This is a genomic window from Streptomyces sp. NPDC127068, assembly GCF_042724695.1.
GTDB lineage: Bacteria > Actinomycetota > Actinomycetes > Streptomycetales > Streptomycetaceae > Streptomyces.
Genome location: NZ_JBHXEN010000008.1, coordinates 18,759 through 45,745 on the forward strand (window position 1 = coordinate 18,759; position 26,987 = coordinate 45,745).

General features: G+C 73.5%; 26 protein-coding genes. 13 read left to right on the forward strand and 13 right to left on the reverse strand.

The features are described 5' to 3' along the window. Positions 1–88: 88 nt before the first annotated feature. On the forward strand, positions 89–991 hold the full coding sequence (locus ACFWIA_RS06730; protein ID WP_387001073.1) for an RNA polymerase sigma factor SigF: 903 nt from the start codon (positions 89–91) through the stop codon (positions 989–991). 87 nt (positions 992–1,078) lie between these two features. Here the strand turns inward: ACFWIA_RS06730 and ACFWIA_RS06735 are convergent, their stop codons facing one another. From ACFWIA_RS06735 to ACFWIA_RS06745, 3 genes are all read right to left on the reverse strand, one after another. Further along, the gene (locus tag ACFWIA_RS06735; protein WP_387001075.1) at positions 1,079–1,453 is read right to left on the reverse strand and encodes a peptidase inhibitor family I36 protein; all 375 of its coding nucleotides are present in this window, start codon (positions 1,451–1,453) and stop codon (positions 1,079–1,081) included. A 244-nt stretch (positions 1,454–1,697) separates the two neighbouring features. Beyond that, positions 1,698–2,699: a hypothetical protein gene (locus ACFWIA_RS06740; RefSeq protein ID WP_387001077.1), complete on the reverse strand. Its 1,002-nt coding sequence runs from the start codon at positions 2,697–2,699 to the stop codon at positions 1,698–1,700. A gap of 337 nt (positions 2,700–3,036) precedes the next feature. After that, entirely contained in the window at positions 3,037–3,708 is a 672-nt protein-coding gene (locus ACFWIA_RS06745; RefSeq protein WP_387001078.1) for a TetR/AcrR family transcriptional regulator, read from the reverse strand. A 57-nt stretch (positions 3,709–3,765) separates the two neighbouring features. Between ACFWIA_RS06745 and ACFWIA_RS06750 the strand changes: the two genes are divergently transcribed. Both ACFWIA_RS06750 and ACFWIA_RS06755 read left to right on the forward strand, forming a co-directional pair. Next, complete coding sequence (locus ACFWIA_RS06750; RefSeq protein ID WP_387001080.1) at positions 3,766–4,515, forward strand: 2-oxoglutarate/malate transporter; 750 nt, start codon at positions 3,766–3,768, stop codon at positions 4,513–4,515. A 115-nt stretch (positions 4,516–4,630) separates the two neighbouring features. Continuing rightward, positions 4,631–5,524, forward strand: a complete 894-nt coding sequence (locus ACFWIA_RS06755) for an aminoglycoside phosphotransferase family protein (RefSeq protein WP_387001082.1) — start codon at positions 4,631–4,633, stop codon at positions 5,522–5,524. Positions 5,525–5,583: 59 nt separating this feature from the next. Here the strand turns inward: ACFWIA_RS06755 and ACFWIA_RS06760 are convergent, their stop codons facing one another. After that, positions 5,584–6,171: a hypothetical protein gene (locus ACFWIA_RS06760; RefSeq protein ID WP_387001084.1), complete on the reverse strand. Its 588-nt coding sequence runs from the start codon at positions 6,169–6,171 to the stop codon at positions 5,584–5,586. Between the two features lie 330 nt (positions 6,172–6,501). Further along, positions 6,502–7,122, reverse strand: coding sequence for a DJ-1/PfpI family protein (locus ACFWIA_RS06765; RefSeq protein ID WP_387001086.1), 621 nt, complete (start codon positions 7,120–7,122; stop codon positions 6,502–6,504). 136 nt (positions 7,123–7,258) lie between these two features. Between ACFWIA_RS06765 and ACFWIA_RS06770 the strand changes: the two genes are divergently transcribed. The 5 genes from ACFWIA_RS06770 to ACFWIA_RS06790 are packed head-to-tail and all read left to right on the forward strand — an operon-like array spanning position 7,259 to position 11,694. Next, positions 7,259–7,852, forward strand: coding sequence for an RNA polymerase sigma factor (locus ACFWIA_RS06770; RefSeq protein ID WP_387001088.1), 594 nt, complete (start codon positions 7,259–7,261; stop codon positions 7,850–7,852). After that, complete coding sequence (locus ACFWIA_RS06775; RefSeq protein WP_387001090.1) at positions 7,849–8,811, forward strand: zf-HC2 domain-containing protein; 963 nt, start codon at positions 7,849–7,851, stop codon at positions 8,809–8,811. Before ACFWIA_RS06770 ends, ACFWIA_RS06775 begins: the two co-directional genes overlap by 4 nt. Then, complete coding sequence (locus ACFWIA_RS06780; protein ID WP_387001092.1) at positions 8,808–9,713, forward strand: ABC transporter ATP-binding protein; 906 nt, start codon at positions 8,808–8,810, stop codon at positions 9,711–9,713. Before ACFWIA_RS06775 ends, ACFWIA_RS06780 begins: the two co-directional genes overlap by 4 nt. After that, positions 9,710–11,071, forward strand: coding sequence for a hypothetical protein (locus tag ACFWIA_RS06785; protein ID WP_387001094.1), 1,362 nt, complete (start codon positions 9,710–9,712; stop codon positions 11,069–11,071). Before ACFWIA_RS06780 ends, ACFWIA_RS06785 begins: the two co-directional genes overlap by 4 nt. Then, a complete protein-coding gene (locus ACFWIA_RS06790; RefSeq protein ID WP_387001096.1) occupies positions 11,068–11,694 on the forward strand; it encodes a hypothetical protein in 627 nt (208 codons plus the stop codon). Before ACFWIA_RS06785 ends, ACFWIA_RS06790 begins: the two co-directional genes overlap by 4 nt. Before the next feature lie 37 nt (positions 11,695–11,731). Here the strand turns inward: ACFWIA_RS06790 and ACFWIA_RS06795 are convergent, their stop codons facing one another. After that, a complete protein-coding gene (locus ACFWIA_RS06795) occupies positions 11,732–12,127 on the reverse strand; it encodes a PPOX class F420-dependent oxidoreductase (protein WP_387001098.1) in 396 nt (131 codons plus the stop codon). A 215-nt stretch (positions 12,128–12,342) separates the two neighbouring features. Beyond that, a complete protein-coding gene (locus ACFWIA_RS06800) occupies positions 12,343–12,792 on the reverse strand; it encodes a hypothetical protein (RefSeq protein ID WP_387001100.1) in 450 nt (149 codons plus the stop codon). A gap of 281 nt (positions 12,793–13,073) precedes the next feature. Here ACFWIA_RS06800 and ACFWIA_RS06805 point away from each other — a divergent pair, with 281 nt between their 5' ends. Beyond that, the gene (locus ACFWIA_RS06805; protein WP_387001102.1) at positions 13,074–14,150 is read left to right on the forward strand and encodes a methyltransferase; all 1,077 of its coding nucleotides are present in this window, start codon (positions 13,074–13,076) and stop codon (positions 14,148–14,150) included. Positions 14,151–14,214: 64 nt separating this feature from the next. Here ACFWIA_RS06805 and ACFWIA_RS06810 read toward each other — a convergent pair whose 3' ends face one another. Together ACFWIA_RS06810 and ACFWIA_RS06815 are read right to left on the reverse strand one after the other, a co-directional pair. Continuing rightward, positions 14,215–14,694, reverse strand: a complete 480-nt coding sequence (locus ACFWIA_RS06810; RefSeq protein ID WP_387001105.1) for a hypothetical protein — start codon at positions 14,692–14,694, stop codon at positions 14,215–14,217. Between the two features lie 122 nt (positions 14,695–14,816). Continuing rightward, positions 14,817–15,413: a copper resistance protein CopC gene (locus ACFWIA_RS06815; protein ID WP_387001106.1), complete on the reverse strand. Its 597-nt coding sequence runs from the start codon at positions 15,411–15,413 to the stop codon at positions 14,817–14,819. A 395-nt stretch (positions 15,414–15,808) separates the two neighbouring features. On the opposite strand from ACFWIA_RS06815, the gene ACFWIA_RS06820 reads away from it, so the two are divergent. The 4 genes from ACFWIA_RS06820 (at position 15,809) to ACFWIA_RS06835 (ending at position 20,288) form a co-directional block, all read left to right on the forward strand. After that, positions 15,809–17,125: a DUF1266 domain-containing protein gene (locus ACFWIA_RS06820; protein ID WP_387001108.1), complete on the forward strand. Its 1,317-nt coding sequence runs from the start codon at positions 15,809–15,811 to the stop codon at positions 17,123–17,125. A gap of 368 nt (positions 17,126–17,493) precedes the next feature. After that, positions 17,494–18,111: a DUF4956 domain-containing protein gene (locus ACFWIA_RS06825; RefSeq protein WP_387001110.1), complete on the forward strand. Its 618-nt coding sequence runs from the start codon at positions 17,494–17,496 to the stop codon at positions 18,109–18,111. Continuing rightward, a complete protein-coding gene (locus ACFWIA_RS06830; protein WP_387001112.1) occupies positions 18,108–19,106 on the forward strand; it encodes a polyphosphate polymerase domain-containing protein in 999 nt (332 codons plus the stop codon). Before ACFWIA_RS06825 ends, ACFWIA_RS06830 begins: the two co-directional genes overlap by 4 nt. A 573-nt stretch (positions 19,107–19,679) precedes the next feature. Further along, on the forward strand, positions 19,680–20,288 hold the full coding sequence (locus ACFWIA_RS06835; RefSeq protein WP_385492951.1) for a LuxR C-terminal-related transcriptional regulator: 609 nt from the start codon (positions 19,680–19,682) through the stop codon (positions 20,286–20,288). A gap of 110 nt (positions 20,289–20,398) precedes the next feature. On the opposite strand, the gene ACFWIA_RS06840 is transcribed toward ACFWIA_RS06835, so the two are convergent. The 4 genes from ACFWIA_RS06840 to lanKC all read right to left on the reverse strand — a co-directional run bounded on the left by ACFWIA_RS06840 (position 20,399) and on the right by lanKC (position 26,984). Further along, positions 20,399–22,192, reverse strand: a complete 1,794-nt coding sequence (locus ACFWIA_RS06840; RefSeq protein WP_387001114.1) for an ATP-binding cassette domain-containing protein — start codon at positions 22,190–22,192, stop codon at positions 20,399–20,401. Beyond that, the gene (locus ACFWIA_RS06845) at positions 22,189–23,958 is read right to left on the reverse strand and encodes an ABC transporter ATP-binding protein (protein ID WP_387001116.1); all 1,770 of its coding nucleotides are present in this window, start codon (positions 23,956–23,958) and stop codon (positions 22,189–22,191) included. Before ACFWIA_RS06845 ends, ACFWIA_RS06840 begins: the two co-directional genes overlap by 4 nt. 231 nt (positions 23,959–24,189) lie before the next feature. After that, complete coding sequence (locus tag ACFWIA_RS06850; RefSeq protein WP_387001118.1) at positions 24,190–24,318, reverse strand: SapB/AmfS family lanthipeptide; 129 nt, start codon at positions 24,316–24,318, stop codon at positions 24,190–24,192. Between the two features lie 29 nt (positions 24,319–24,347). Next, positions 24,348–26,984 (reverse strand): class III lanthionine synthetase LanKC, encoded by a 2,637-nt coding sequence (lanKC, locus tag ACFWIA_RS06855; protein ID WP_387001120.1) that lies wholly within the window; start codon positions 26,982–26,984, stop codon positions 24,348–24,350. Positions 26,985–26,987: the final 3 nt, after the last annotated feature.

The following is a 26,987-nucleotide window of genomic DNA, read 5'->3' on the forward strand; positions in this document are numbered from 1 at the left end:
CCGTGCCATACGGAGGTGTGCGTTCGGGGTACGGGGGCAGGCGCAGCCTCACGTCCGGCCCGCCGACTTCCGCGAAGGGATCCACAAGATGCCGAGCAGCACCCCGACCGCGCACCGTGCCACCGACCGGTTCGCCACTACGGACGGGACGGCTCCGGAGCAGACGCAGGAGTTGCCGTACGTCCCCGACCCGGCCCGGGTGGCACCGAGGGACGCGAAGCAGTTGTCGAAGGTCTTCTTCGACCGGCTCGCGGTCCTGGAGGAGGGGACCCACGAGTACCAGTACGCGCGCAACACCCTCATCGAGATGAACCTCTCCCTGGTCCGCTACGCGGCAGGCCGCTTCCGCAACCGGGGCGGCGGGGAGATGGAGGACATCGTCCAGGTCGGCATGATCGGCCTGATCAAGGCGATCGACCGTTTCGACCTGAGCCGCGAGGTGGAGTTCACCTCGTTCGCGATCCCCTACATCGTCGGGGAGATCAAGCGGTTCTTCCGGGACACCAGTTGGGCCGTCCACGTTCCGCGCCGGCTCCAGGAACGGCGTACGGAGATCGCCCGGGCCAGGGACGAACTCGCCGGCGTCCTCGACCGGGAACCGACGGTGCAGGAGCTGGCGGGTGCGCTCGACCTCGACGAGGAGGAGGTCGTCGAGGGGTTGGTGGCCGCGAACGGGTACACGGCCAGCTCCCTCGACACGCCGCGGACCGAGACGGAGGACGGCCCCGGGGGCGGCAAGGAGACCCGCTCCTACGCCGATGTCCTCGGGGACACCGATCCGGCGATGGAGCTGGTGGAGGACCTCCGGGCACTCGCTCCGCTCCTGGAGCAGCTCGGGGACCGGGACCGTCTGATCCTCGAAATGCGCTTCGGCTGCGAGATGACGCAGGCCGCCATCGGGGAACGGCTCGGCATCTCGCAGATGCACGTCTCCCGGCTGCTCTCGCGCACCCTCAAGGAGCTCCGCTCCGGCATGCTCACCGAGCGCTGAGCGGCCGTCGTCCCGCCGGACGGGTACGACCGGACGCGCCCGGGGCGTCAACGGCAGGACCGTTGACGCCCCGCGTTGCCGGCCCCGTCAGCAGTGGACGGAGGACGCGGTGTCGTTCTCGGCGGCGCGGACGTTGACGCGGTAGCCGTGGTACATGAGGTGCGGGACGCCGCGCTGGTGCGCGTCCGACCACCAGGTGCAGGTGGCTCCGCTGTCGTTGGACCAGGAGGACATCCGGTCGTTGACGCCGTGCTCCCCGAGGAAGCCGATGTGGTCCCCGGCCCGGATGGCGATGCCACCGCCGCTGAAGTCGTGGTCGCGGTAGAGGCAGAGGCTCTTCGAGGGACAGTGGGAGCCGGTGAAGTGGCTGAGGGCCGTCGGCGCGGCGGACGCGGGGGCCGGCATTGCGGCCAACCCCGAGGTCAGCGCGGCAGCGGCGGCGAGGCGCGCGATTCGACGCATGGTGGTGCCTCCTGCGGAGAGTGGGGGACCGGGCTTCCCGGCCCGCAGGACACCATGGCGTGGCCCCGGTCGTCGCGGCCGAAGGCTCGCCCGGTCCGACGGGGGCGCGCAGGGGCTCGACGGCGAGCGACACACGGACGGCCCTGCCCGGCCGGACGACCGGCGTCCGCCCCGACCGCTGCGCGCCCGCCCGGTGACCGCGGACACCGGGCGGGTCACCAGGGGCGGGCTCGACCGTGCGCGGTCAGGCGTCCAGCGGAAGCGTGTCGAGTTCCGGCATCATGGCCTTCTGCAGTTCGGCCAGGTCCAGCTCGGTGGCGCCGGACGGGGCCGTCGGCGTCTCGCCCTCGCCGAGGCGCAGCACCAGTCCGAGCTTCTCGCCCTTGAGCTTCTTGTCGAGCTGGGTGAGGTCGAAGGACACCTCGGTCAGGTCGCCGTTCTTCAGGGTGAAGTCGGCGGAACCCTTCTTCTGGGGGAGTTCCTTGAGTTCCTTGGCCGTCGGCAGTTCGAAGCCCGCCGGGAACTCCTTCGCCAACGGGCGGATCTCGTCGATCAGCGAGGTGGCGAGGGTGCGGAGGGAGGCCGTGGCGGTGATGCGCTCGGCGCCGTCCTTGCCGTCCGCGGTGGTGAAGTCCACCTCGTGGGAGATGACGTCGCCCACGGCCTTGAGCAGCTTCTTCTGGGTCGAGGCGTCGAAGGTGGGCAGGTCGGTGGGGCGACCGGAGTCGGGGACACCGCCGGTGTCGGGCCCGCCGCCGAAGAGGCCGGCCTCCTTGAACTCCTTGGTGGAGATCTTGACCCAGTCCCCGTTGAAGAACTTCTCCAGGTCCTCGGCGCCCTTGGGCAGCTCGTCGCCGGGGGACAGCATCTCCACGGACGGCATCGAGGAGCCCGCCAGCTGGCCGAACTGCTCAAAATCGGCGCGGCCGTACACGTAGTCGCCGATCATGCGGTACTCCAGCAGGGTGCTGTCAGGACCGCTGACCTCCATGGCGAAGCCCTTGAGGTCCTTCTCGCCGGACTCGGCGAGCGGCTTCTTCGACTCCACGGAGACGGAGATCCGCCCCCCGCTGATCAGCTCGGCGATCTCGTCGGGTATCCGGTCCTCCGGCGCGGTGTCGGCGGCGTCGAGCCCCTTGAGCGTGGCGGCGTCGGTGTCGAGGTCGAGCTCGAAGGACAGCGAGTTCTCCTTGCCGATCCGGTCGAAGGCGCGGTCGAGCTTCTGACCTGCCGACAGGTTCTCCATGGTGCCGCAGGCGGCGGACCCGACGAGAACGAGGGGGACGACGGCGGTGGCGGCGAGGGTCTTGCGGACGGTGCTGATGACGGTCTCCTCGTGTACGTGATCACCGTGTGATCACTGAGGAGACGCACGGGGCCCTCGGATGGTTGTACGCCCCCCACGGTTCGCAGCGCGCGGACGTCGAGGTCGGCGCCCTCCGTCGAGCAACCGCCGTGCGGTGCGGGCGAGTCGTACGCGGAGGGCTGCCACGGTGGGAGGAGGGACGGGGGCGGGCCGGGTGCCCGGCGTACAGCGGATGAACCCCGGGGGGGGACGGGCCCCGGTGCGCGGGGCGCCGCCGTCATCCCCCGGTGGCCGCCGGCGCGTCCGGGGACTGCGCCAACAACTCGCGGGCGAGGGTCCCGGTCCACCACTGCTCGACGCGTTCGGCGCTCCAGCCGCGCTCGACGGTGAGCGTGCGGTACACGTCGACGGTGCACAGCGCCGCATAGACGTCGGCCGCGGTCCGCGGGTCGACCCCGGGCCGGAGGACCCCGGGCGGCCAGGAGGTGAACACACCCGTGCGGGTCTCGTCGGCACGTCGGCGCCCGTCGGCGTAGAACGTGGCCAACTCGGGCTCGCTGCGGCCCGCTTCGCGGACCAACACGATCACCTCGCCGGCCCGTTCGAAGAGTCGCCGGTCGAAGGCCGCCATCGCGGCGAGTTGGCCCGCCGGTTCGACGCCCGGCGCCTCCAGCGCGGCGAGGAGACGGCCCGGTTCCGCCGAGAGGTCCGCCGCATCGGCCAGGGCGCGGGCGAGCCCGGTCTTGTTCCCGTAGACCGCGTAGACCGTCGGGACGGAGACGCCGGCCTCGCGTGCGACGTCGCGCACGGTCGTCGCCGTCCACCCCCGGTCGAGGAAGAGGTGCCGCGCGGCACGCGCGATGTCGGCCCGGGTGACCTCCGCCTGTGCGGCCCGGCGCAGCGACCCGTACGGGCGCTTGGCCGGCTCCCCTTCGGGCTCCCCCACCATCCGTTCTCCCACTCCCGCTCCCCTCACCCTTCGCTTTAACGTGCTTATATTGAATACATGATACTTCTATCACGACGCGGCACCCCCTTCCCCACCTCCCGGGTCGGCGGGTTCGCCGCGATCGGCTTCGCCCTGTCCATCACCCTCAGCAATGCGGTCCTGGTGCCCGCGGGGCTCCCGCCGACGGGCTCCCCCACCGACGAGGTCACGGAGTTCTTCGCCACCGAAGGCACCAGCGTGGCGCTGGGTTCCTTACTCACCCCGACCGCTTGGCTGTTGGCGGCGTTGTTCGGCGCCGGCGTCGTCTCCGCGCTGCGCCACGGCTCGCGGGCCCGCTCGGAGCTGTGGTCCCTCTTCGGCTTCGCCGGCCTGATCCTCCAGAACGGCGCGTTCGCCGCGATCATCGCGATCCGACTGGCGCTCGCCTCGGTCGCCCTGCCCGTGGGCGCCCCCGCCACGGCGCTCTGGGCCGTGCACGACGCGCTGTTCACCCTCAACGGCACCTTCCTCGCGATGGCCCTGATAGGACTGTCCACCGCCGGGACCCGGGCCGGGCTCATCGCACGGTGGCACGGCGTGCTGGGGCTGGTCGCGGCGGCCCTGATGTTCAGCTCCGCGACGCTCACCCCCCTGGTCATCGACGGACGCGGCCCGCTGGGACTGCTCGGCCTGGTCGGCTGGCTGCTCTGGGTGGTGTGGACCACGGCGTACGGCGTCGCCCTGCTCCGCGCCCCGAACCCGGCACGGCCCGACCGCCCCGCGTCCCCGGTCCCTGCGGCGGGCGAGGCCGTCCCCGGAACGCCCTGACGGCGCGGCGTTCGGCCGGGCGGCTCCGGGAAATGCGCTCGACGGGCGCACCTGCGAGGTGGTGCCATGAAGGCATCGCCCACCGCCGGCAGTGGGCCCGCGACAGGAGCAGTCCTTGGGCCTCGGCGCCGTCCCGGACACCCGCCCGCTCATCACCACCGCACTGGTCGGGCAGTTGGTCGACACGCAGTTCCCGCAGTGGGCCGGACTACCGCTCGTCCCGTACGCACCCGCCGGTTCGGACCATGTCATCCATCGACTGGGCGACGCCCTGGCCGTACGGCTGCCCCGGCACCAGGACGCCGTCGGTCAGGGGGCCAAGGAGTCCGGGTGGCTGCCCCGGCTCGCTCCGCGGCTTCCGTTGGCGGTGCCCGTGCCGGTCGCACTCGGCGTGCCCGGCCTCGGCTATCCGTGGCCCTGGTCGGTGACGCGCTGGCTGGACGGCGAGGTGGCGACGGTGAGCGCGCTCGGGGACTCGACCGAGGCGGCCACCGAGTTGGCCCGGTTCCTGGGGGCGCTGCACCGGGTGCCGGCCGAGGCGGGGCACCCCGACCTTCCCGGCTGGTCCCTGACCGACCGCGACCGCGCGACGCGCGCCGCGATCGCCGCGGTGTCCGGGGCCTTCGACCGGACGGCCCGGACGGCGATGACCGCCCTGTGGGACGCGGCGCTGGCGGCACCCGGCTGGGACCGTCCGCCGGTCTGGTTCCACGGTGACTTCCACACCGGGAACCTGCTGACCTCGGCGGGACGACTCAGTGCCGTGATCGACTTCGGTGGGCTGGGGGTCGGCGACCCGGCCTGTGACCTGATGGTCGCCTTCACCCTGCTGTCCGCCCGGAGCCGAGCCGTGTTCCGCACGGAACTCGGGGTCGACGAGGCGACCTGGACCCGGGGCCGCGGCTGGGCCCTGGCCACCGGACTGAACGCCCACGCCGCGTACGCCGAGCACGACCCCCGGGTGGCCGCGCAGACGGTCCGTCAGATCACCGCCGCGCTCGCCGGCTGAAGCGCGGCACCCCCCACGGGCCGGCTAGTTCCAGGCCGGCACACATGCGAGGGAGTGCTTCACGCCGACCGGCGGCGGGTGCGGCGCTGGTAGGACCAGGCGGCGGCGCCGAGGGCGAGGCCGTAGGGGCCCATGCCCGAGTAGGCGATGTAGAACGCGGCGTTCGAGAACCCGCCGGTTTCGAAGCTGAAGAGGCCCAGGGCCGCGAGCACCATGCCGATCAGGGCGCCAACGCCGAACACCGGGGCCAGGATCGAGGCGGTGATCCAGGCCGGCGTCAGCGGCAGCCACCGGGGGACGGCTCTGCGGGCCACGAACGGCACCCAGCGGGGGAAGGTCCGCCCCCACCGGCTGACCAGCCCCAGCAGCAGGAAGATGCCCATCCCGGCCATGACGACCGTGATGTCCACCCCGTGCTGGTACAGCCACAGCGTCGCGGCGTTGAACGGGTCCAGGTCCTTGCCCTGGGCGTTGTGCTCCATCTCCGCCAGCACGCTCGGGAACCCGGCGGGGATGCCCCACGTGCCGCCGAAGGACCAGTACTGCTTCATCGCCGCGTACGGGAGCAGCGCGATCGCGCCGATGTGGGCGATCCGGCGGATGCGGGGCGAGGCCGGTTCCATGGCGGCGCTGCTTGTCGTCTTCATGGTGTTCATCCTGTTCGGCGGCCCGAACCGCCGAATCCGCCTGGAGTCTTCACCGCCTCCCCCGCCCGGGTGACCTCTCCTCGCCCGGTCTCATCACCTCGGCCGAAGGCCGTCCAGGACGCCCCTCGGAGGCGGGAGGATCTCCACGTGCAACGCACGCGGACCCGCCATCGACCGAGCCACCTTCAAGGCCACCATCAGCATCAACATGCTCACAACCGACCTTTGACGCCACCCAGCCCGCCCTGACTGAACGGCGTTGCACCTAGGGCGTTTCTCTCGATCATCCGATCGTTGGGTGATGCGCGTCGTCGGCTGACGCCCCGTCCCCTAGCCCAGGGTGCGGGCCAGTTCGAGCACCTCCGCCGGGGCCTTGGCCACCGAGCCGGTGTCGAAGGGGGGTTGCGGGTCGTACTCCGTGTACAGCTGGATCGCCTGTGCGGTCAGCTCGTCGGTGAGCAGGGCGGCCAACTGGACGGCCATGTCGATGCCGGAGGAGACCCCGGCCGAGGTGATCACCCTGTCCTGCCGGACCACCCGCTCGGCGGTGTAACGGGCGCCGTACGCCTCCAGATCCGCGACCGCGTCCCAGTGGGTGGTGGCGGTCAGGCCCTCCAACAGGCCGGCCGCGCCGAGCACCAGGGAGCCGGTGCAGACCGAGGTGGTGAAGCGGGTGCCGGCGTGGACCCGGCGCACCCAGTCCAGGAACTCGGTGTCGTCCACCATGGTCAGGAAGCTGCCCCCGCCCGGGATCAGCAGGACGTCGCACCGCTCCACCTCGGCGTAACCGGTCGGGACGTGCACCGGCAGGGAGCCCAACACGTCCTGCACCAGACCGGGTTCCTTCGTGACGAACCGCACGGTGGCTCCGGGTACGTAACCGAGGATCTCGTACGGCCCGATCGCGTCGAGTGGCTCGAAGTTGTCGAAGAGCGGTATCACGATGTCCATGCGCCCCAGCATAGTCACCGGCCGGTGGGCCCTCGCCGGGCCGGTGACGTGCGGGAACGCGGCCCCCGGGACACCCCCGGTGCCGCCGTCGGCGGGCGGGTGAACCGAAGGGGGCACCGCGAGCGATAGGGAGGGCATGAGGTCGATGCACCCCGGTGGGGCCGAAGCCGAGGACGACACGGAGTTGCTGCGGGCCGTCGCCCGTGGGGACGCCGACGCCCTCGGCCTGCTGTACGACCGGCACGCGGGCTGGCTCCACACCCGGCTGAGCCGCCGCTGTGCCGATGCGGAGACCGTGCGGGAGGTGCTCCAGGACACCTTCGTCACGGTGTGGCGCTCGGCGCGGTCCCACCGCGGGGGCGAGGCGGGCGGATGGCTGTGGGTGATCGCCGCGCGGCGACTGGTGGACGCACAGCGGGCGCGGTCCCGTCGTGAGCGGGCGGAGCCGCACCCCGCGACCCGCGCCGACAGCGCGCCGTCCGCCGAGGAACGGGTGTTGGCGGGGCTGGAGTACGGCGACGTGGGCGCCGCGTTGGAGCGCATCTCCCCCGAACTGCGCGAGGTGCTGCGCGCCACCGTGGTCGACGGGCTGACGGTCCGCGAGACCGCCCGGCTGCTCGGCATCCCCGAAGGCACCGTCAAGACCCGGGCGTCCCGGGCCCGCCGCGCGCTGCGGGCCGCACTGGCCGAGTGCGCCCCGCAGACCCGACCGATCGGAGGCACCGCATGAACGGCCGACAGGAGCACTACGGGGAGCGGTCGGACGTCGGCGGGACCTGGCACGTGAGCGGTGCGCTCGCCGCCCGGTACGTCGACGGCGGCGTCCCGGACGCCGAGGCGTGGTCCGTGGAGAAGCACGTGGAAGGGTGCGGAAGGTGCGCGGCGCGGGTTTCGGCGGCGGCACGGGAAGGCTCCGCGGCGGCCCTGCTCGCCGACGTCCGTACGGAGCTCCTCGCGACGGCCCTCGCCGAGGCGGGCGCGCGGCCCGACGTACCCGACGCAGAAACGGGTCGGGCACCGCAGCGGGCGCCGCAACCGCTCCGCGGGGCACGGGCCACGACCCGGATCCTGTGGGCGGCGGGGCCCGCGGTGCGCGGGTCGTGGCTCGTGGGGGTGGTCCTGGTCGCGGTGGCGGCCCTGGTGCTCGCCCACGTCGCCGGACTCGCGGCGCAGACCCGTCCGCTGCTGTTGGCCCTGGCCCCCGCGTTGCCGGTGATCGGGGTCGCCCTCTCCTACGGCCCGCGCAGCGATCCGCTCCACGAGATCACCGTGGCGACCGGTTCGGGGGGACTGCGGCTGTTGCTGACCCGGACCGTCGCGGTGCTCGTGGTGAGCGTGCCGCTGTTGACCGCCGTGGGGGCGCTGCTACCGTCCGCCGCCGGGGTCCCGGGGGCGGCGGCCTGGCTGCTGCCCGCGCTGGCCCTGACGGCGGCGACCCTCGCGCTCGGTTCGTTCACCGGCTGCCGGCCGGCCGCGGCGGTGCTGGGCGGCGCCTGGCTGGCGGCGGCCTTCCTGCCGCCGCTGCTGTACCGCTCCGCCGGCGTCACCGATCGCCTGTCCCTGTCCTTGTCCTTGTCGCGGTACGCCACGGAGCCCGCGCAGCAAGCCGGTTGGGCGGTGGCGGCACTGCTGTGCGCAGTGCTGGTCGCCGTGCGCCGCTCGTCCTTCGACCATCTGGAGCGCACATGAACACCACCCTTCGGGACCGGGCGGAGGACGGGCCGACGATCCGCTCGGTCGTGACCACCGGGCTGACCGTGCGACACCGCCGCACGGTGGCGCTCGACGGCGTGGACCTGGACTTCGGCACCGGAGTGCACGGCCTGCTGGGCCCCAACGGAGCGGGCAAGACGTCCCTCATCCGGGTGCTGGCGACCGTCGCCGCGGCCTCCACCGGCCGGGTCGAGCTGCTGGGCCGTGAGGTGTCGGACTCCGCGGGACGCACCTGGGTGCGGCGCCGGCTGGGTTACCTGCCGCAGGAGTTCGGCTACTACCCCGGGTTCACCGTCCGCGAGTTCGTCACCTATGTGGCGTGGCTGAAGGAGATGCCGCGGCGCACGGTCGCGGCGGCGGTGGAGGACGCGGTGGACCGGGTCGGACTGGGTGACCGCATCGACGACAAGGTGCGGACGCTGTCGGGCGGCATGGTCCGTCGGGTCGGCATCGCACAGGCCATCGTGAACGAACCCCCGCTCGTGCTGCTCGACGAGCCGACGGCCGGCCTGGACCCCGAACAGCGCGTGGACTTCCGTGCGTTGCTCATGGAGGTGGGCCGGTCGGCCACGGTGATCGTGTCGACGCACCTGGTCGAGGACGTGGCTGCGGCGTGCACCGAGGTGACGCTGATCGAGTCCGGCCGGGTGGCGCACCGCGGAACCACGGAGGGCCTGGCCGCGCTGGGCACCTCCGAGGTGACGGGCGACGGGGCGTGGGGGTCCGAGCGCGCGGAACCCGGCGGGGCCAGCCCGTGGGAACGCGGGTACACCGCGGCGCTGCGGCGCCACCGGGAACGGTCGGCCACCGGGGTGCCGAAGCACGGCGAAGCGTCGGAGCGCGGGCGGCTCCGCGGACGGATCGGGGGACGCCGGTGAGCGCCGTCGACACCCGTTCCCGGCCCGCCGCGGGACCTCCCGCCGGGCGCCGGGCGCCCCGGCACGTCCATCCGCTGCGGGTCGAGTCGCTGCGCGGGATCGCCCCGTGGACGGGCCTCGCGGTCGCCTCGGCGACCGGTCTCGCCCTGCTGCTCACCTCCTCCTCGTGGCAGGGCAGTTGGTGGGAGACCCAGATGGCGCTACGGCATGCGGCGGCCGTCTTCGGCGCCCCGTTGGCGGGGGCCGCGGGCTGTTGGCAGGGCGCCCGGGAGCACCGCAGGCGCACCGTCGAACTGCGGGCCGGAGCTGCCCGCGGGGCCTTGCCCCAACTGGCGCTCGCGGCGCTGCCCGGTGCTCTCTGGGCGGCCGTCGGCTACCTGGTCGCTGCGGCGGGGTGCCTGTGGGCGACCCTCCCGTACGCGGGGGCCGGCGCACCGCAGCTGGGCCCGGCCCTCACGGACGCGGTCTTCCTGGTGGCGGTGTCGGTGCTCGGCCACGTCGGCGGAGCGCTGGTCCCGCACCGACTGGCTCCCCCGCTCTTCGCCGTGCTGGTGCTGTTCGGCTCGTCCGTTCCGTCCGGGGCGCGTCATCTGACGCCGACGGGCGGGAGCCTGCTGCGGGTGGACTCCGTCGCCGTGTGGTGGCAGCCGTGGGCGGTGACCGTGTGGTGGGGCGCCCTCGTACTGACCGTCGTGCTGGCCCGCGGTGCCCGGCGCCGGTACCTGGCGCTGGTGCCGCTGGTCGCCGTGGTGGTGGCCGCGGTGCCGCTGGTGCGGACCGGTGACCGGGTGTGGCAGCCCGACCCGTTGTCCCGGCAGGCGGTGTGCGCCACCGCGACGGTGCCCCGGATCTGCACCAACCGCCTGTACGCGCAGGTGCTGCCGGAGGTGGCGCAGGCCCTCGCGCCGCTCGACGGGCGACTGCGCGGCGTCGCCGGAGTGCCCCGGCTGTGGGACGTCCAGGGCGGAGGACGGCCCGACGACGCGGTGCTGCCGCGTCTGGAGTCGGGCAACACGGTGCTGCGCGGGCGGCTGTCGGACCCCGAGGGGTATCTGACCACGGTCACCTACGAACTGACCGGTGATCCGGCGTCGTGCCGGGCCGGTCGTGCGGGCCGGTTGGCGACGGCGGGCTCGACGGTGGCGCTGTGGCTCCTGCCGAACCCGGCGCGGGCCCGGGAGACGGAGCGTCAGCGCGGCTGGTCGGCGAGCGCGCCGGAGGAGGTGGCCGCGCTCGATGCGCGCGAGGCGGCGGTGGCGCGGCTCGACGCCATGGCTCCGGCCGATCGACGCACCTGGCTGGCCGGCTACTTCGCCGCACGGGCAGCGTGCGCACCCGGGCGGGTGCCGCCGCTGTGAGCGCACGCCCTCACCTCGCAGTGCCCGGTGCTCGGCGCGGCGCTCCGGCCGGCGGGTGGCTGTACGCCCGCTCCCGGAAGCTGCCCGGGAGTCTCGGCGCGCTGGTCCTGATCGCCCTCGGGGTCCGGTGGGCGGACCAACACCTCGACGTGCGGGTGGCCCTGGCGCTGTTCGCCCCGCTGGCTGCGGCGAGTGTCGTCGGGACGAGCCTGTACGTGTACGCGGACGGGCTGGACCGGACCGCGGCGCGTGCGTGGTGGCCGCGCCGACTGGCCCATGTCACCCTGCTGTCCGCCGTCGCCGTGCTCCTCCTGGCAGTCGCCGTCCACGGCCCGGCGCAGGAGTACGGGACGGCGGTGCTGGCCCGCAACACGCTGGGGACGGCGGGGGTGGCGACCCTGTCCGCGGTGCTCCTGGGCGCCCGGCTGAGCTGGCTGCCCCCGCTGGTCTGGTTGTGCGGAGTGCACCTGGTGGCCCGGTCGGACGGCGGACGCGTCTGGGGCGCCGTCAGCTGGCCCGTGTCGCACGCCGAACGGGGCGGCGCCTGGGTGGCGGCCGTCGTCCTCTTCCTCTTGGGGGCCGTGGTGCACGCCCGGTGGGGAGTGAGGGCCCGGGAGACGTAGACCCGGGACAGGGGACGCTGGTGGCCGGGCGGGCCGGTCAGACCGAGAAGGAGGTGACCTTCAACGGGGTCACCCGGACGACGAGCCGCAGCACGTCGTCCGGCTCCGGCGGCGGGTCCGCACCGAGGTACTGCCGGGCGAGTTCCCTCGGCAGTACCTTGTGGGGGTCCTCGACCAGTTCGACCGTTCCCCGGATGTCCACGGTCCGGTACGGGTCCGCCTGGTCGAAGACGGTGAGGCTGATCCGCGGATCGCGGGCGAGGTTGCGCGCCTTGCGACGCCCGGCGGTGGTGGAGAACAGCACCGTGTCCAGGTCCCTGGTGACCCAGACCAACGAGGTGTGCGGCCCGCCGTCGGGGTTCAGGGTCGCGACGGTGGCGAAGTTCCTTCCGTCCAGCAACCTGCGGGTCTCCTGGTCGAGCACGACGGACACGGCGGCACCCCTGACGTCACGGTGTTCACGGACCTCCGGCACGGTGCCGACACCCCGCGCGGGGAGGGGCGGTCAGCATCCCATCGGGCCGGTGCCGGGTGAACGCGGCGGCCGGACATTTCACGGGGCCGACACAACGACGCGGCCGGGTACCGGAGTCGTTCCGGTACCCGGCCGCGGGTGGTTCTGCCGGCCCCCGGGTCGGGGGCGTGTCGTCAGACGAGGGGCGAGATCGCCACACAACCGGCGGCGCTGGCGACGCCCTTGCCGGACTCCTCCGCGATCGGCTTGCCCTTGTAGAGGATCTTGCAGGTCACGGCGCCGTCGCCGCCCGCGTCGAGGGCGAGGGGCAGCACGGAGGGCGGGATGATGCCGCGCAGCTTGACGGTCTTCGTCCAGGGGAGGGACGGCTTCTTCTCCGTCGTCGTCTTCGGGTTGCCCGCGGTGCCGCCGCCGGACGCGTACTCGATGGAGTCGACGCTCTTCCCGGTGACCTCGTAGGTGACCTCGTACTCCTCGTTCATCGCCTTGTCGACGGCCTCGTCGACGGCCTGGTCCTTCTTCTCCTTGACCGCGTCCGCGGCCTCGGAGCAGGCGCCGAGTCCGAACACGAGACCGGCGACGGTCACGGCCGACACGGCCGTGGCACGGATGGAGCGACGCATGGTGAAACCCCCGGGGTCTTGATGGTGAGACCCGCACACAATCGTAAAGACAGGGTAAAAGTCAAACCGTTACCTGCTGTGCGGACGACACCGAACAGCAGGTCAGAACGGTGCCACGCGCCGGGACCGAGCCGCGCCGGAGCACGGGGCGCCCGCCGGGGCGTGGGCGGAGATCGGCGCCCACGGCTCGTCCCGGCGGCGCACAACGACCCCACGCACACCAGCGGACATCACGGAGCGTGCCTGACTGCTCACTCGACGGGGTAGGCAAGGGCCTGTGCGTGCGGTACCTGACGCACGACGACCCCCACGAGGAGCCGACCGTGACCCACCCCTCCGCCGATCCTGCGGACGCCCCGCCGATCGACCACCTGATGCAACTCGCCTCCGGATTCATGGCCTCGAAGGTGCTGCTCGTCGCCGCCCGCGTGGGCCTCTTCACCGCCCTGGCCGAAGGCCCCGTGAGCGGCGACGAGCTGCGGGACCGGCTGGACCTGCATCCGCGCTCCGCACACGACTTCTTCGACACCCTGGTCGCCCTGGGCGCCCTCGAACGCGGTGCGGACGGCTACCGCAACGCCCCGGCCGCCGACTACTACCTGGTCCGGGGCAGACCGGCGTACGCCGGCGGCTTCCTGGAGATGAACGACAGCCGGACGTACGGGCTGTGGGGGAACCTCGAAGCGGCGCTGCGCAGCGGGGAGCCGCAGAACGGGAGCACCGAGAACGACGACGGCATGTACGCCCACCTCTATGCGGACCCCGAGCGGCTGGCCGTCTTCCAGGAGGCGATGACCGGCCTGTCCATGGGCTCCGCGCACGCCTTGGCGGAGACCTTCGACTGGTCCCCGTACCGGACCGTGGCGGACGTCGGCTGCGCCGAGGGCGCGGTCCTGACCCATCTGCTGCACCGCCACCCGCAGCTGCACGGCATCGGTTTCGACCTCCCGGCGGTGGCTCCCGGCTTCCGGCGCCGGCTCGACGCTTCGGGGCTCGGCGAGCGGCTGGACTTCCGGCCCGGCGACTTCTTCGCCGAGCCGCTGCCCCGCGCCGACGTGCTGATCCTGGGGCACATCATCAGCGGGTTCTCGCGGTCCAAGGCCCGGAGCCTGCTGGAGAAGGCGTACGAGGCGCTGCCGGCGGGAGGCAGCCTCATCGTCTACGAGTCCCTGCTCGACGACGAGCGGAAGGAGAACGTGCACGGCCTCCTGATGAGCCTGACGATGCTGCTGGAGACCCCCGGCGGCTTCGAGTACACGGGCCCCGAGTGCCAGGAGTGGCTGGCCGCCACCGGGTTCACCGAGAGCAGGGTCACCCATCTGTCCGGGCCCGAGTCGATGATCGTGGCCGTGAAGTAGCCGAGCGGCCGTGAAGTAGCGGGAACGGGGGGCCGCGCGGCGCCGGGCGGCGCGCGGCCCCGGGTCAGATGCCCGCGGAGGCCATCTCGATGATCGAGCGGTAGTACGCGGCGGTGGACACCACGCAGGCGCGATACGTGCGGTTGTCCTTCACCGCCAGGAAGTAGTCCTTCAGGTTCTTCCAGTACTGCACCAGATAGCCGAGGCCCGGGATGAACCCCGGGGGCCTGGGCACCAGCGCGAATGCGGCGGAACAGGTGAGGATGCGTTCCGTCGCCTGCGACAGCACGTGCGCGACCTCGGCGTTCATGTTCCAGCCGGCGGCGAGTTGCGGGGTCCAGATCGCACCCGCGATCTCCCGCAGTCGTTCCTGCTCCTGCGGTGTCGGATCGCTCTGGAAGGCCACCTCGAACCGGGTGCCGGCGGTCGCACCGGGGCGGGACTCGGCCGCCTGGGCCCCCGAAGCCAGTGCGCCGACGGCGAGGGTCGCCCCGGACGTGATCAGTGCCACCGTCGCGATCCATCCGGACCTGCGTGTCCTCATCGAGACTCCTCCCCGACCGGGCCGCCCCACCGGCGGTCACCGTGTTCGGACCGACGGTGACACGTGGGGCGGGCGGGGACAACGGAGCCTCCTCGGCCGACGGTTGTCGGACACGGGTGCGGTCAGGGCCCCTCGCCCGGGGTGTCCGACCGTCGCCGCAGGGCCACGCGGGCACCCACCGCCGTGACGGTCACCAGCGCCGCGCCGACCCCGGCGAGGAGGGGGACGGACCGGGCCGGGGACGCCCCTTCGCCCAGGGCCTGGTGCCTCGCGGTCCGCGCCACCGCAGCGGGGCCGCCGGGCGTGGTCGCACCCGGCCCGGGACGGGCGGAGCGCACGGTGAAGGTGTACGAGCCGGAAACGGGGTGGCCCTGCGCGGACAGCACCCGGTACCCGACCCGGTAGTGCCCGGCGGGGGCCATGCCCTCCAGCTCGACCGTGGCCCGCTCCCCCGACACCCGCGGCACACCGGTGGCGAGCGAACCGCCGTGCCGGGTGGAGACGGCGAGTTGGGCGTAGTCCTGGCTCATCGGGCCGCTGAAGGTCAGGGTCACCCGGTCCGGAGGGGTGGCGAGCACCGCGCCGGAGCCCGGGGAGCCGTGCACGAACCCCGGGTGGGCGAGGGCGGGCGATGACGTGCCGGTGACGGCGGCCAGGGGGACGGCTGCGACGAGGCAGCGGACCGCGACGCGCACGGACCTCCGGTCGATGACCTGCATGGGGGTGAACTCTCCGATGGTGCGTGGGGGGGTGTCGAAGGTCGGGCGGGGGCGGGCCCGAAGGTCGTCCGAACGGCGCGGCGACGGTGCCGCGTACGGTCCGGTCCGCCTCGACCCGGTTCCGATCCGGGCGAGAAGGGGGCCCGGACGCTGCCCGGGCCGACGCGGCGGACCCGACGACCCGCGCGCCCGCATCGTGAAGATCGTATACAAGGGGCGCTCGGCCACCGGACGGCCGGCCGACCACCCGCGGGGCGACGGGTCGGTGGCGGTCCGGGCCCCCGCCGTCCGGTGGTCGTGCGGGCCAACCGCCCTGAACGGGCCGCTAGCGTACGAACGGCCGGGCGAGCGACCGGAGCGGGGGCGCGGGGAGCGCCCGGGAAGAGGGGTTGGGCATGAGCAGGGGGGAAGCACCCGAGGAGTCGGGCGCCACGAGCGTCGCCGAACTCACGGGATTCGAGGAGGAGATCCACGAGGAGTTCTTCCCGAACGTGGAACCACCGTCCGACGGGAGTCGATGGATCGCTCCCACCGATGTCGAGCAGCGACTGTACGCACTGAGCCGGGTGGACAACGGCTACGCGTATCTCCGCACGCTGGCGTTGGAGGGCGTGTACTACCCGGTGCGACTCGACGCGGCGATGGCGCAAGCGAAATGCGGCACCGGGGACGTGCCGCTGCTGACGTTCCAAGTACCGGACGGACGGACCGTTGCCCAGGTGTACACGGGGGGCCTGTTGCCGCGCACACATCCGTTCCTCGTCTACGAGCACACCACATTGGGTGCCCTCGCCCATGGCCTTCCGGACCACGTCGACGTACTCGCGGTCAATGCCGCGACTCCGTGCGAGCAGTACTTCTCCACCGATTCCGAGGAACGGGACACCTGGCTGGATCTCCACCAGGAACTCTTCGAACCGGCGACGTTGGCGGACCGCGTGGTGACCCTGCGCACCGGCGGCCCCGGCCCGGGCGACCTGCTGCACGGACTCGCGTGCGGGGCGCACCTGTGCTTCCAGAACGGCGACGCCTGGAACACCGCGCACTGGCACGGCGGGACGGGGTACTCGGGCGAGGTGGACCGGATCGCCGACAGCTGGGGCGTACGGGGCCGGGAGGACTGGCTCGCGATGCAGGAACGGCTGCTGGCCCGGGAGGTGAGCCCCTGGGTGTGGGACTTCGTCCTCGAAGCACGTAGCGCCCTGCACGCCGACCGCGCGGACGGCTTGGTCGATCCGTCCCGGTGGCGGGACGAGGTGGAACGGGCGGTACGGTCCGGCGCGGCCCAGCAGGGGAAGGACGCCGAAGGCCCCGAGTTCAACGCACTGGTGTCCCACATGCGGTCGTTGGTCGGTTCGGTGCTCCGCTACGAGGCCAGGTTCCGGGCGGACGGTCTGCTGCCGCCGGACGGGACGGTACGGACCGTCGCCGCCTGGGACCTGGGGCGGGCCTCCCAGATGGCGCGCTGGGGGCGGGGCGCCCGCTACGCGGCGGAGGCGGAGATGCACACCGCCCTGGAGCGGGTCGCCCGGACCGCCCGGGCCGTGTACCGATCCTGGGCGGAGTTCTCCGCGGGCTACGTGCTCGGTCGGTGCCTGCACTTCGACGAGGAGGCGTTCGGCTCCTGGTACACCACGGTGCTGGCCGCGCACCACGAGTTGACCGCCCATCCGGAAGGACCCTGGCGGACGGTGCCGTTCACCGCCTCCTGACCGGGCGGCCGTCGCGGTGGCGCCGCTGGCCTGATACGAGCGCCGCCACGACGGTCCGGGAGGGCCGTCCAGGAATTCCTAGATCGAGTTCGCGAAATCCTCGCAGGATATCAGAGTCGAACTTCTTCACTTTCACGACGGCATTTCCTGCGACTTGTCGACAACCGGCCGAAAAAGCGTAGTGGATTTCGCCACGCAGATGAGAACACTCTCACCCGTCGGGCCAATAACAAGGCGTCCGCATATCGCGAATCACGTCCCACCTCTTTTCCATAGACAGAACTTCCCTTGCCGAATCGTTTACTCGATGTTCCCTTAGAGTTCCAGCATTCCGACCCCTCTCACATTCCCTTTGCTGGAAGGTTTCCATGGAGTCCCTACGACATCTGGCGGTCCATCTCGCCGTGGACCTCGCGGCGGTCAGCCTGTTGACGTTCGCCGTGTACTACCCGAGGCACCGGCGCCGCGATCTGCTGCCCGCGTACCTGGCCCTCAACGTCGCCCTGTTCACCGTGGTCGCGGCCCTCGCGCAGGTCGGCGGATCGGGGGGCATGGCCCTCGGCTTCGGGCTCTTCGGCGTGCTCTCGATCATCCGGCTGCGGTCCGACGCCATCCAGCACGAGGAAGTCGCCTACTACTTCACCACCCTGGTGCTCGGTCTCATCTGCGGACTGCCGAACCTGCGGCTCACCCACGCGGCGGCGTTCGCCGCAGTGCTCCTGGCCGTGGTCTACCTGGCCGACCACCCCCGGCTGTTCGCCCGCTCCCGACGCACCGTCGTCGTCCTGGACGCCGTGTACGACGGGCCCGTGGACCTGCGCGCCGCACTCGTCAGCAGACTCGGCGAACCGATGAACTGGACCGTGATGGAGGTGGACTTCGTGCGGGACCTCACCGTCGTGGACGTCCGCTACCGCGAGCCGTCGGAGCCCCGCGGGAAGATCGCCGCCGCGCCCGCCCCGGAGTCCGCCCTGGAGGCCGCGTGAGCCCGCCGGCCCCGCCCCTGGCTCCCTTGCCCACCCCGGTCACCCTGGCGGCCAACGACCCCTGCGCCGTCACCCGCAACAAGGTCACGCCGAACACGGGCACGTTCCGCCCGAGCCGCTACAACACCGACACCCTGGGCGTGTACGGCCCCGCGGAGGCCGTGGCAGTCCGGGAGGCCCCGCGCCGCTGCGACGACGCACCCGCCCCCGAACTGGCCCTCGTGGCGGACCCCGTGCTCGCCGCCGCGTCCATCTCCCTGCCCGAGGTGCTGGCGAGCGCCGAACTCCTGGCCCGCTTCGACCACGCCTATCTGGTGCCCGTCGAGGTGTTCGCCGAGCTGGCCGCCCACCTCACCGCCCCGGACCGGCCCGGGGGACCGTTCCGCGCCCTCACCATCGACGGCCGCCGCTGGTTCCGGTACCACTCCGTCTACTACGACACCCCGGAGCTGCGCTGTTTCGACGACCACCGTCGGGGACGCCGACTCCGCTTCAAGATCCGTGAACGCGTCTACCAGGACTCCGGGGAACGGCAGTTCGAGATCAAGCTCAAGAGCGGACGCGGCGAGACCGTCAAGCACCGCCGTCCGCTGGGCGAGGGCGCCACCCCGCTGGACGCCCCGTTCCGGGACTTCCTCGCGGACCGGCTGCGCTCCGCGTACGGCATCGAGGCCCCGCGGCGGCTCCATCCGTCGATCACGACGGACTACCGGCGGGCCACTCTGGTCTCCCGGGGCGAACGGGTCACCTGTGACGCCGGGTTGCGCTGCGCGGACGTGCGCACGGGCACGGCGGTGCGCTGCGATCCGGGATTGGTCCTGGTGGAGACGAAGAACGCGGGCAAGCTGACCGAGGCCGACCGGTTCCTGCACGCCCGGGGCATCCGTCCCGCGGTCTTCACCAAGTACTGCGGCGCGCTCGCCGCACTGCGCCCCGCGATACCCGCCAATCGTTGGCGCCGAGCGGCCCGGCTCGCGTTCACCGCGACCGACTGACGCGCGCACCGCGTCCCCCGGAGCACCGTTCAGCGTTCGCGTGCGGTCCTCAGCATCCTCGTACCCGCCCCCCGACCCGCGGGACCCCGCCGACGAAGCCGGGGTCCACCGGATCGTTGCCCGCTGCTCGCCCCGTACCGCCCACCGGGCCGGCACGGGGCGGTTCCGCGTACCGGGCCGGGGCGGCAGCAGCCCGTACCACCGCCGCCGCAGGGGCGCACCTTCGTCAATTCGCCACTGTCCCGAGGCGGTTCGCCCTGACTCGGCACCGTTCGTTCGACGATGACGCCGGCCACCGCGGGTGATCCGTGACCGACCGGAATCGAGTTCCCGCCAAAAGCGCCGCAGTATGCGCACCCCCTCCCATTCGGGGCAGGCGGTGACCGTAGGGGCGCACGGCCTGGTCGGGCACGCTCTTTCGTTGCGCCCTCGTGCATCCAGTCATCTGGCCACTCGCCGAAAACGGGAGATGCCCGGCGCGCGCCCCTGGTGTGCTGGGTGCGGATGATCGGGATCACGCGCGCGGCGGGCCCGGCCGCGGCGTTCGGTGGGAACGGCGTTGAGGAGCGGCTCATGACGAAGGTTCTGCTGGTGCACGCGGTGTCCCTGTGGCGTGCCTCCCTGGTTTCCCTGCTCAGCGAGGACAGCGAACTGTACATACACGCCACGGACAAGGGCGGAGTGCCGTCGGCACTGGCGGAGGCGTCCCTGGACATACTGGTCACGGACCTGGACTGTCCGGATTCCCGGGACGTCCTGAGACTCGTGGAATCGTTGCGCACGCCGCGCACGCAGAGCGAGATGGCACTGGCCGTCCTCGCCCGGAGCAACCGCACCGGTGATCTGCGGCGGGCGTTCGAGGCGGGCGCCACCGGCTACATCGACAAGTGCGGTCCGGTCGACCACCTCTGCGAGGTGGTGCGCAAGGTCGCGGCGGGCGGTCGACACATCGACGAATCGCTCGCTTTCAGCCTCCTCCAGGCCACTGACGTCCCCCTGTCCGCACGGGAGTTGCGGGTGCTCGCCCTGGCGGCGGACGGGGAGTCGGTGGCCTCCATCGCCCGTTCCCTGTGCCTGGCCAGCGGAACGGTGCGCAACTACCTCGCCGCGGCGATCCGCAAGACCGGGGCGCGGAACCGGCTCGACGCCATCAGGCTGTCCCGGGAGTTCGGCTGGCTGTGACCGGTCGGGGGCTGCGCCACGTCCGGGCACCACCGCCCGTTCCTGGTCGGCCGGCGCGGCCGGGGGCGGCCGGGCCGGCGTGCACCGCGGGTCCCCTCGTCCGACCGCCCTCACCCCGCCCGGTCGCACGTCGGCGCTCCGCCGATCAGGGGCACGACGTCCGCCGCCGTCGGTGCGGGTGCCCAGTGCCCGGTCAGGTCCCGGTACAACGCGGAGCGGCGCGGCATGTCGTGCGGCGGCCCGCACACCGCCGTTCCCCCGTCCAGGACGAGCACCCGGTCGGCCCGCTGGGCGGAGCCGAGCCGGTGGGCGATGACGACCAGGGCGCCGGGACGGCGGGCGAGCGCCTCCTCGGCCCGGATCTCGGCCGCGGGATCCAGTTGGCTGGTGGCTTCGTCCAGGATGAGCAGCGGGGCGGGGGACAGTCCGGCCCGCACCAGGGCCAGCAGCTGGCGTTCGCCCTCCGACAGCCGGGCCGGGTCGAGGGGTGCGTCGAGACCGCCGAGTCGGTCCACCAGCCGGGTCGCGCCCAGCTGGTCCGCGGCCTCGACGAGGTCCCGGTCGGCCGCCCCCGGGCACAGGTACCTGAGGTTGTCGCGGACCGTGCCGGTGAACACGTACCCGCGCTGCGGCAGCAGGGTGCGCACCGCACCGGGCTCGGGGCCGTCGGGTGCCGTCAACGGACGTCCGAGCCAGCGCACTTCGCCCCGGTCGGGTGTCAGGACCCCGGCGAGGAGGGCGGCGAGGGTCGACTTGCCGCTGCCGCTCGGCCCCACGACGGCCAGCCGCTCGCCCGGGCGCAGGGTGAGGTCGAGCCGGTCGACGACGGTGCGGGCGGCGGGCCCGTAGCCGAAGGTGACGGCCCGCAGTTCCGCGGTGGCCACACCGGTGGGCAGCGGGCGGCCGTACGCGGGATGCCGGGCCGGCGGGGGTGGTAGCCGCCCGGGAGCGGTGAAGCGGTCGAGCACCACGACGAGGCGTCCGCCGGCGGTGCCGAGGACGGTGAGCAGGGCGTGCACCGCCGGGGCCAGCGACTGGGTGAGGTAGGCGAACGCGCCGACCAGTCCCCCGGTGGTGAGTCCGTGGCGCAGCAGCCAGGGGGCGGTGAGCAGCAGCAGGAGGGGCGGCAGGGCTCCGCAGATCCCGAGCGCGAGGATGCGCACGGCGGCCCACCGGGCGAGGGAACGGGCCGCCCGGCTCTGTTCGCGGCTGAGGCGGCTCGCCCCGTCGAGGACGGTCGGGGCGCCTCCGGTGGCCGCGATGTCCCGCACGGCCGAGGCGGTGCGGCCGGTGTGGGCGGCGAACGCCTCGTCGGTGTCGAGATAGGCGCGCTGACGCGCGGCCATGGGGGCGAGGGTGGCGAGGAACAACCCGCATCCGATGAGCACCGGTGGCACCGCGACGAGCAGCAGTCGGGGCGACAGGACCGCCATGCCCGCCAGGGCGCCGACGGCGGTGAACACGAACGACCGCAGGGACAGGACGAGTCCGGCCCAGCCGTCGCGGGCGATCTCGCTCTGGTGGGTCACCCGGGAGACGGACCGGGCGGTGGTCGCGGTGGCGGGGGCGGTGAGCGCCCCGGCGATGCCGTGGGTGACGGCGCGGCGGACCAGTCCGTCGCGCAGGGGTTCCACCAGGTCGGCGAGTCCGCGGAAGACGCCGCGGGTGGCGAGGGCCGCGGGCAGCACGGCGAGTGCGGCGAAGGAGAGCCAGAGGAGTCCGGTGGTGGGGGTGCCGGCGAGGAATCCGCCGTCGAGCGCCCGGGCGACGGCGTAGCCGCCGATGAAGGTCTGGGCGAACTCCAGGAGGGACCAGGCGGACAGCCGGGCCACCGCCGGGAGCCGGGCGCGCAGGAACGGCCGTGCCTGCCCGCTCACCCGGGCGAGTGCGCCCCGGCCGCTCACCGTGCGTCCCCCGCGGCGGAGTGCCGGGCGGAGGGCGCGGCGGGGGCGGGCGGTGCGGCTTGTGTTCCGGGGCGGAAGACGGCCCGGTAGGCGGGGTCGCGCCACAGCTCGGTGTGGCGGCCGTGGGCGCGGACCCGGCCGCCGTCCAACCAGAGCACGCGGTCCGCCGCTGCGGCCGAGGAGATGCGGTGGGCGACGACGATCCTGGTGCGGTGTCCGGCCTCGCTGGCCAGCGCCCGCTGGACGAGGCGTTCGGTGGCGGTGTCGAGGCTGGAGGTGGCGTCGTCGAGTATCAGGAGCCGTCCGCGGCGGGCGAAGGCCCGGGCCAGGCCGAGGCGTTGGCGCTCGCCGCCGGACAGGGGCGCCTGGTCGAGGGGCGTGTCGTAGCGCTGTGGGAGGAGGCCGATGAATCCGTCGGCCGCGGCGGCCCGGGCCGCGGTGCGCACCCGGTGCGCGTCGGGTTCGGGTTCCGTGCCGAAGGCGATGGCCGCGGCGACGGTCGGGCCCAGGAGGGCCGGTCGGGCGAAGGCGAAGGCGACCTCGGCGCGCAGGGCGCGCGGGTCGACTCCGTCGAGGGGGACGCCGTCGAGGGTGACCGTCCCGGTGTCGGGGTCGAGGAGGCGGCCGGCGAGCGCGGCCAGCAGGGACTTCCCGGCGCCCGAGGGGCCGACGACGGCGACCGTGGTGCCACCGGGCACGACCAGGTCGACGCCGGCCAGCAGGGGCCGCCCGTCGCGGACGATGCCGACCCCGTGCAGGCGCAGTTCCCCGGCGCCCTCGGGGGGCAGGGAGAGTCCGCGGTGCGGTGGTGCGGGCAGGTCCCGCAGTGCGGTGAGGCGGGTGGCGGCGGCGCGGCCCCGGGACACCGCGGCGAGCGCGCCGGTCAGGGCTCCCAGGCCCACGGCGAGGACGGCGTAGCGGGCGACGGCCAGCAGGTCGCCGGTGCTGAGCGCGCCGTGGGTCAGGCGCAGCCCGCCGACGGCGAGCACCAGCAGGGTCAGCAGCGGCAGCAGGGCCCCGGCGCCGGCGGCGGCGCGCCCCTGGACGCGCCAGGTGCGCCGGCCGTGCCGGGCGAGGCGCCAAAGGGGTGCGAGGGCGCGGGCCCGCTCGTGGTCGGCGGTCCCCGCGGCGCGCACCGTGTCGATGCCGTCGATCGTCTCGGTGAGTCGGGCGGCGATCGCGGCCTGCTCCCGCTGGTAGTCGGTGGCCGCGCTGGCGGTGTCCCGGACGAGGGCCCGCAACAGCAGGACGAACAGCGGGAGTCCGGTGACCAGCGCCAATCCGGTCCAGGGGTCGATCAGGAACAGGCACAGGACACCGCCGAGCGGCAGCAGGACCGTGCCCGCGGCGGTGGCGAGGGTCACCGGCACGGCCGCGGCCTCGGCGGCGTTCGCCGTGAGTCGGGTGGTGAGGTCTCCGGCCGGGAACTCCTGGGCACGGCGGGGTTCGGCGTGCAGCACCCGGTCGAGGACGTCGATCCGCAGTCGGGCCGCGTACCGGGCCGTGGTGCTGCCGCCCACCACGGCGACCGTGCTGTCGAGCAGGACCTCGGCCGCGGTCAGGGCCGCGGCCAGCAGCAGGGCGGGCCAGGGGACGCGGCCGGAGTCGAGGAGCCGGTCGAGGGCGTGCCCGAGGACGGCGGGCAGGGCGAGCGCGGCGAGGGCGCCGCCCAGGGAGCAGAGCAGGACCACGGCGAGCGGCGGCCGGGCGGGCACGGGGAGGGCGGCCCGGGGACCCTCGGGGGCCGGGGGGTGGCTGGGGGGCACGCCGGGGTCCTTTCGCCGCGGATGGCGTTCGCCGTGCAGAGGCGGTGCCGGGTCGGCCGCAACGGGTCCGACGGCGGGGCGCCGGTGGGGCGCTCCGCCGGGGAACCGCCGTACGACGACCGGTCCCGGGCCCTGGTGGGCCCGGGACCGGCGACTCATGGCCGGGAGGGACGGGCGGACGCGTCGGCCGGACCGGCGCGGCGGCTCATCGAGCGGTCTCCCGGCGGAGCGTCACGGAGTGCAGAGGATGACACTCAGCGAGCTGTACTCACAGACCAGCAGGCTCACCTGGCTGCCGGTGGCCGGTCCCTCGAACTCCTCTTCGGGGGTGTCCAGGGACTGGAGGTCGAGAAGCGCCATGACGGGTCCTTTCTGGGGACGGATGGATCTCATTGGGGTACGGCCCCTGGCTGGGGCCGGTCTGTGGGCCGCGGGAGCGGCGGGAGGAAGGGCAGCGAGGCGGGGCGGTCGCCGAAGGCGGCGCCGAGGGCGAGCAGACAGCCGGCGGTGCCGGTGGCCAGGTCCATGGAGCGGCGCATCATCTGTTCGCCGGGGAAGGCGAGATGGCCCGCGTACGGTACGGAGTGCAGCCCGAGCAGTCGGGCGTGCCGTTCGCGGGTCCGTCGCCGTTCGGCCGGGTCGCCGCAGGGGGTGCGGGCGAGTTGCAGCAGGAGTCCGGCGGCGCCGCGGAAGAGTCCGGGTTGGATGTAGAAGGCGGACCGCAGTCCCGGTTCGATCTGCTCGCGGGCGGCGCGCAGTTCGGGGTCGTCGCGGTGGGTGAGGAAGTCGTCGAGGACCATGGCGATGCCGGCGCTGCCGCCGCCGAGGTAGGGCAGGGTGCGCTTGCCGTCGAGGACGAGCAGGGCGCCGTCGGTGCCGGTGCGGCAGCGGTCGAGGTCCTGGCGCAGTGCGGTGGCGGCGAGGTCGAGGTAAGCGGTGTCGCCGGTGGTCTCGTAGCGGCGCACGAAGAGGAGGGCCGGGCCGCTGGCGCCGTGGAGCAGTCCGGTGCGGCGGGTCGGGGAGGCGTCCCGGACGGTGTGCGCGGCGAGTTCGGTACAGCGTTCGGCGGCGGTGCGCAGGGCCGCGGCTTCGGCCCCGTCGGTGGCGCGGCCGAGGTCGTCGAGGGCGAGGGCGAGGCCCGCGTGTCCGCCGTGCAGATCGGCGGATCTGCCGTCGAGCGGCTCACGGGCGATCAGCCGGGCCAGGGCGAGGCCCTGTTCGCGGTGGCCGAGCCGGTGCAGCGTCCAGGCGATGCCGGCGAGTCCGTCGTAGAAGCCGATCGGGGTGCCGGACACGGGCTCCTTGGCGCGGTCCAGCAGCCACTCGGCGGCCTGGGGACAGGGGGTGGCTCCGGTCTCGTGCAGGGCGTGCAGCACGCCGGCGGCTCCGTAGCCGAAGCTCTGGCCTCCGACCGGGGTGAGGAACTGGGCGATGTCGCCCGGGAAACATCGGTCCTCGCGATCGGGTGTGCAGGCCGCGGTCAGGGCGCGGACCATCGAGTCCCGACTACGGGGCCAGTCAGCCGGTTCCGGTACGTCCGGGGCGTCGGGGTGCGCCGCTGCGGGTCCGCCGGACCTGACCGGGCGCACCGGTCGGGCGACGGGATCGGGGTCGCGCAGGATCTCCGCGAGCGCGGGGGCGAGCTCGTCCTCGGTGACGGGGAAGATCCTGGTGATCTCCCGTACCAGGTGGCGGGCCTTGGCGCGGTCGATGGAGAAGAGCACGGTCAACGGGGTCAGCAGGGCGAGCCGCAGACAGGCGAGCGCATAGGTGTCGATGTCGGTCCCGCGTCGGCCCGGTGGGGCGACGAACGAGGGATTGGCGACGATCTGACGGCGTCGCTCGACGGCGGGCGAGGCCGCCTCGAAGTCGAGGAGGACGACGCGTGTGCCGTCCTCGGAGACCATGATGTTGCTCAGGTGCAGATCGCTGATGACGAGCCCGCGCTCGTGCACGGCGCGCACCGCGTCCGCCACCCGTGCGTGCATGTCGCGGGCCCAGGCTGCGTGCTCGGCGAGTTCGGCGGCGGTGGCCGTCGCCCGGGACAGCGGGAAGCGGCGGGCGAGGACGGTGTTCAACGTGGTGCCGGGGACGTACTCCAGGGCGAGGAAACGGTGTCCCTCGACGGTGAAGGAGCCGAGCAGCTCGGGCACGCAGTCGAGCCCGGCGAGCTGTTCGAGCGCGGTGCGCTCCCGGTCGAGGCGTTGCACCGCGTCGGCCCCGTCGGCGGCGAGGCCGGCGTGCGGGCGCCCCTCCTTGAGGACGACCCGCCGGCCCGTGTGCGGGTCGCGCGCCCGGTAGACGCCTCCGCCGTTGGAGAAGTGCAGCGCGCCCTCCACGGTGTACGGCAGTGCGTCGGCGCCGGTGCGGGCGGCGAGGTGTTGGGCGAGGAAGGCCGGCGGGGTCACCCACGGGGGGACCCGGAAGGACGGTCCGCGCAGGTCCGGGACGAGGGTGCCGTCCGGGTCGGCGACCGCGGGCACCGTACGGCCTTCGGCGTCGAGGCAGAAGCGGCGGGCGAAGGCGCCGTAGCGGACGTACACCGGTCCGTCGCCCAGCCGCAGATCGCTGAGGACGTACGGCCCGTGCTCTCCGGCGAGCAGGTCGACCAGGGCCTCGGCCACGGCGGGGAACTGCTCTTCGGAGTGCGGGTAGACGGTGATGAACTTGCCGCTGCCGGCGCGGTCGGCGTACTTCGCGTTGCGCAGGAGCAGCAGCCGCGGGCCGGGGACGAACTTCAGCGGGAGCCGTCGTTCGACGCAGTGGGCGATGACCCGGTCGAGGACGCGTTCGGCGTTGTCGGCCGCGGCCGATATGTGGATCTTCCAGCCCTGGGCGGGCAACCGCACGCCCTGCGGGCTGAACGAGAGCCAGTCCCCGCGCCATTCTGTCTGCCAGCCCTCGGGCGCCGCAGCCCGGGCGGCGGCGAACAACTCGGGTCCCTCGGTGGACTTCCCCGCACCGTGCCGGGGGGAGTCGTAGAAGTCGGCGTCCGCTTGGGTGTACGCGGCGTACTCGGGGTTCACACA

What these genes read in the sequence shown, in the direction of transcription:
- ACFWIA_RS06730 (WP_387001073.1), top strand. Translation starts at nt 89, where the DNA reads ATGCCGAGCAGCACCCCGACCGCGCACCGTGCCACCGACCGGTTCGCC.
- ACFWIA_RS06735 (WP_387001075.1), bottom strand. Translation starts at nt 1,453, where the DNA reads ATGCGTCGAATCGCGCGCCTCGCCGCCGCTGCCGCGCTGACCTCGGGG.
- ACFWIA_RS06740 (WP_387001077.1), bottom strand. Translation starts at nt 2,699, where the DNA reads ATGGAGAACCTGTCGGCAGGTCAGAAGCTCGACCGCGCCTTCGACCGG.
- ACFWIA_RS06745 (WP_387001078.1), bottom strand. Translation starts at nt 3,708, where the DNA reads ATGGTGGGGGAGCCCGAAGGGGAGCCGGCCAAGCGCCCGTACGGGTCG.
- ACFWIA_RS06750 (WP_387001080.1), top strand. Translation starts at nt 3,766, where the DNA reads ATGATACTTCTATCACGACGCGGCACCCCCTTCCCCACCTCCCGGGTC.
- ACFWIA_RS06760 (WP_387001084.1), bottom strand. Translation starts at nt 6,171, where the DNA reads ATGAAGACGACAAGCAGCGCCGCCATGGAACCGGCCTCGCCCCGCATC.
- ACFWIA_RS06765 (WP_387001086.1), bottom strand. Translation starts at nt 7,122, where the DNA reads ATGGACATCGTGATACCGCTCTTCGACAACTTCGAGCCACTCGACGCG.
- ACFWIA_RS06770 (WP_387001088.1), top strand. Translation starts at nt 7,259, where the DNA reads ATGAGGTCGATGCACCCCGGTGGGGCCGAAGCCGAGGACGACACGGAG.
- ACFWIA_RS06775 (WP_387001090.1), top strand. Translation starts at nt 7,849, where the DNA reads ATGAACGGCCGACAGGAGCACTACGGGGAGCGGTCGGACGTCGGCGGG.
- ACFWIA_RS06780 (WP_387001092.1), top strand. Translation starts at nt 8,808, where the DNA reads ATGAACACCACCCTTCGGGACCGGGCGGAGGACGGGCCGACGATCCGC.
- ACFWIA_RS06800 (WP_387001100.1), bottom strand. Translation starts at nt 12,792, where the DNA reads ATGCGTCGCTCCATCCGTGCCACGGCCGTGTCGGCCGTGACCGTCGCC.
- ACFWIA_RS06810 (WP_387001105.1), bottom strand. Translation starts at nt 14,694, where the DNA reads ATGAGGACACGCAGGTCCGGATGGATCGCGACGGTGGCACTGATCACG.
- ACFWIA_RS06815 (WP_387001106.1), bottom strand. Translation starts at nt 15,413, where the DNA reads ATGCAGGTCATCGACCGGAGGTCCGTGCGCGTCGCGGTCCGCTGCCTC.
- ACFWIA_RS06820 (WP_387001108.1), top strand. Translation starts at nt 15,809, where the DNA reads ATGAGCAGGGGGGAAGCACCCGAGGAGTCGGGCGCCACGAGCGTCGCC.
- ACFWIA_RS06825 (WP_387001110.1), top strand. Translation starts at nt 17,494, where the DNA reads ATGGAGTCCCTACGACATCTGGCGGTCCATCTCGCCGTGGACCTCGCG.
- ACFWIA_RS06835 (WP_385492951.1), top strand. Translation starts at nt 19,680, where the DNA reads ATGACGAAGGTTCTGCTGGTGCACGCGGTGTCCCTGTGGCGTGCCTCC.
- ACFWIA_RS06850 (WP_387001118.1), bottom strand. Translation starts at nt 24,318, where the DNA reads ATGGCGCTTCTCGACCTCCAGTCCCTGGACACCCCCGAAGAGGAGTTC.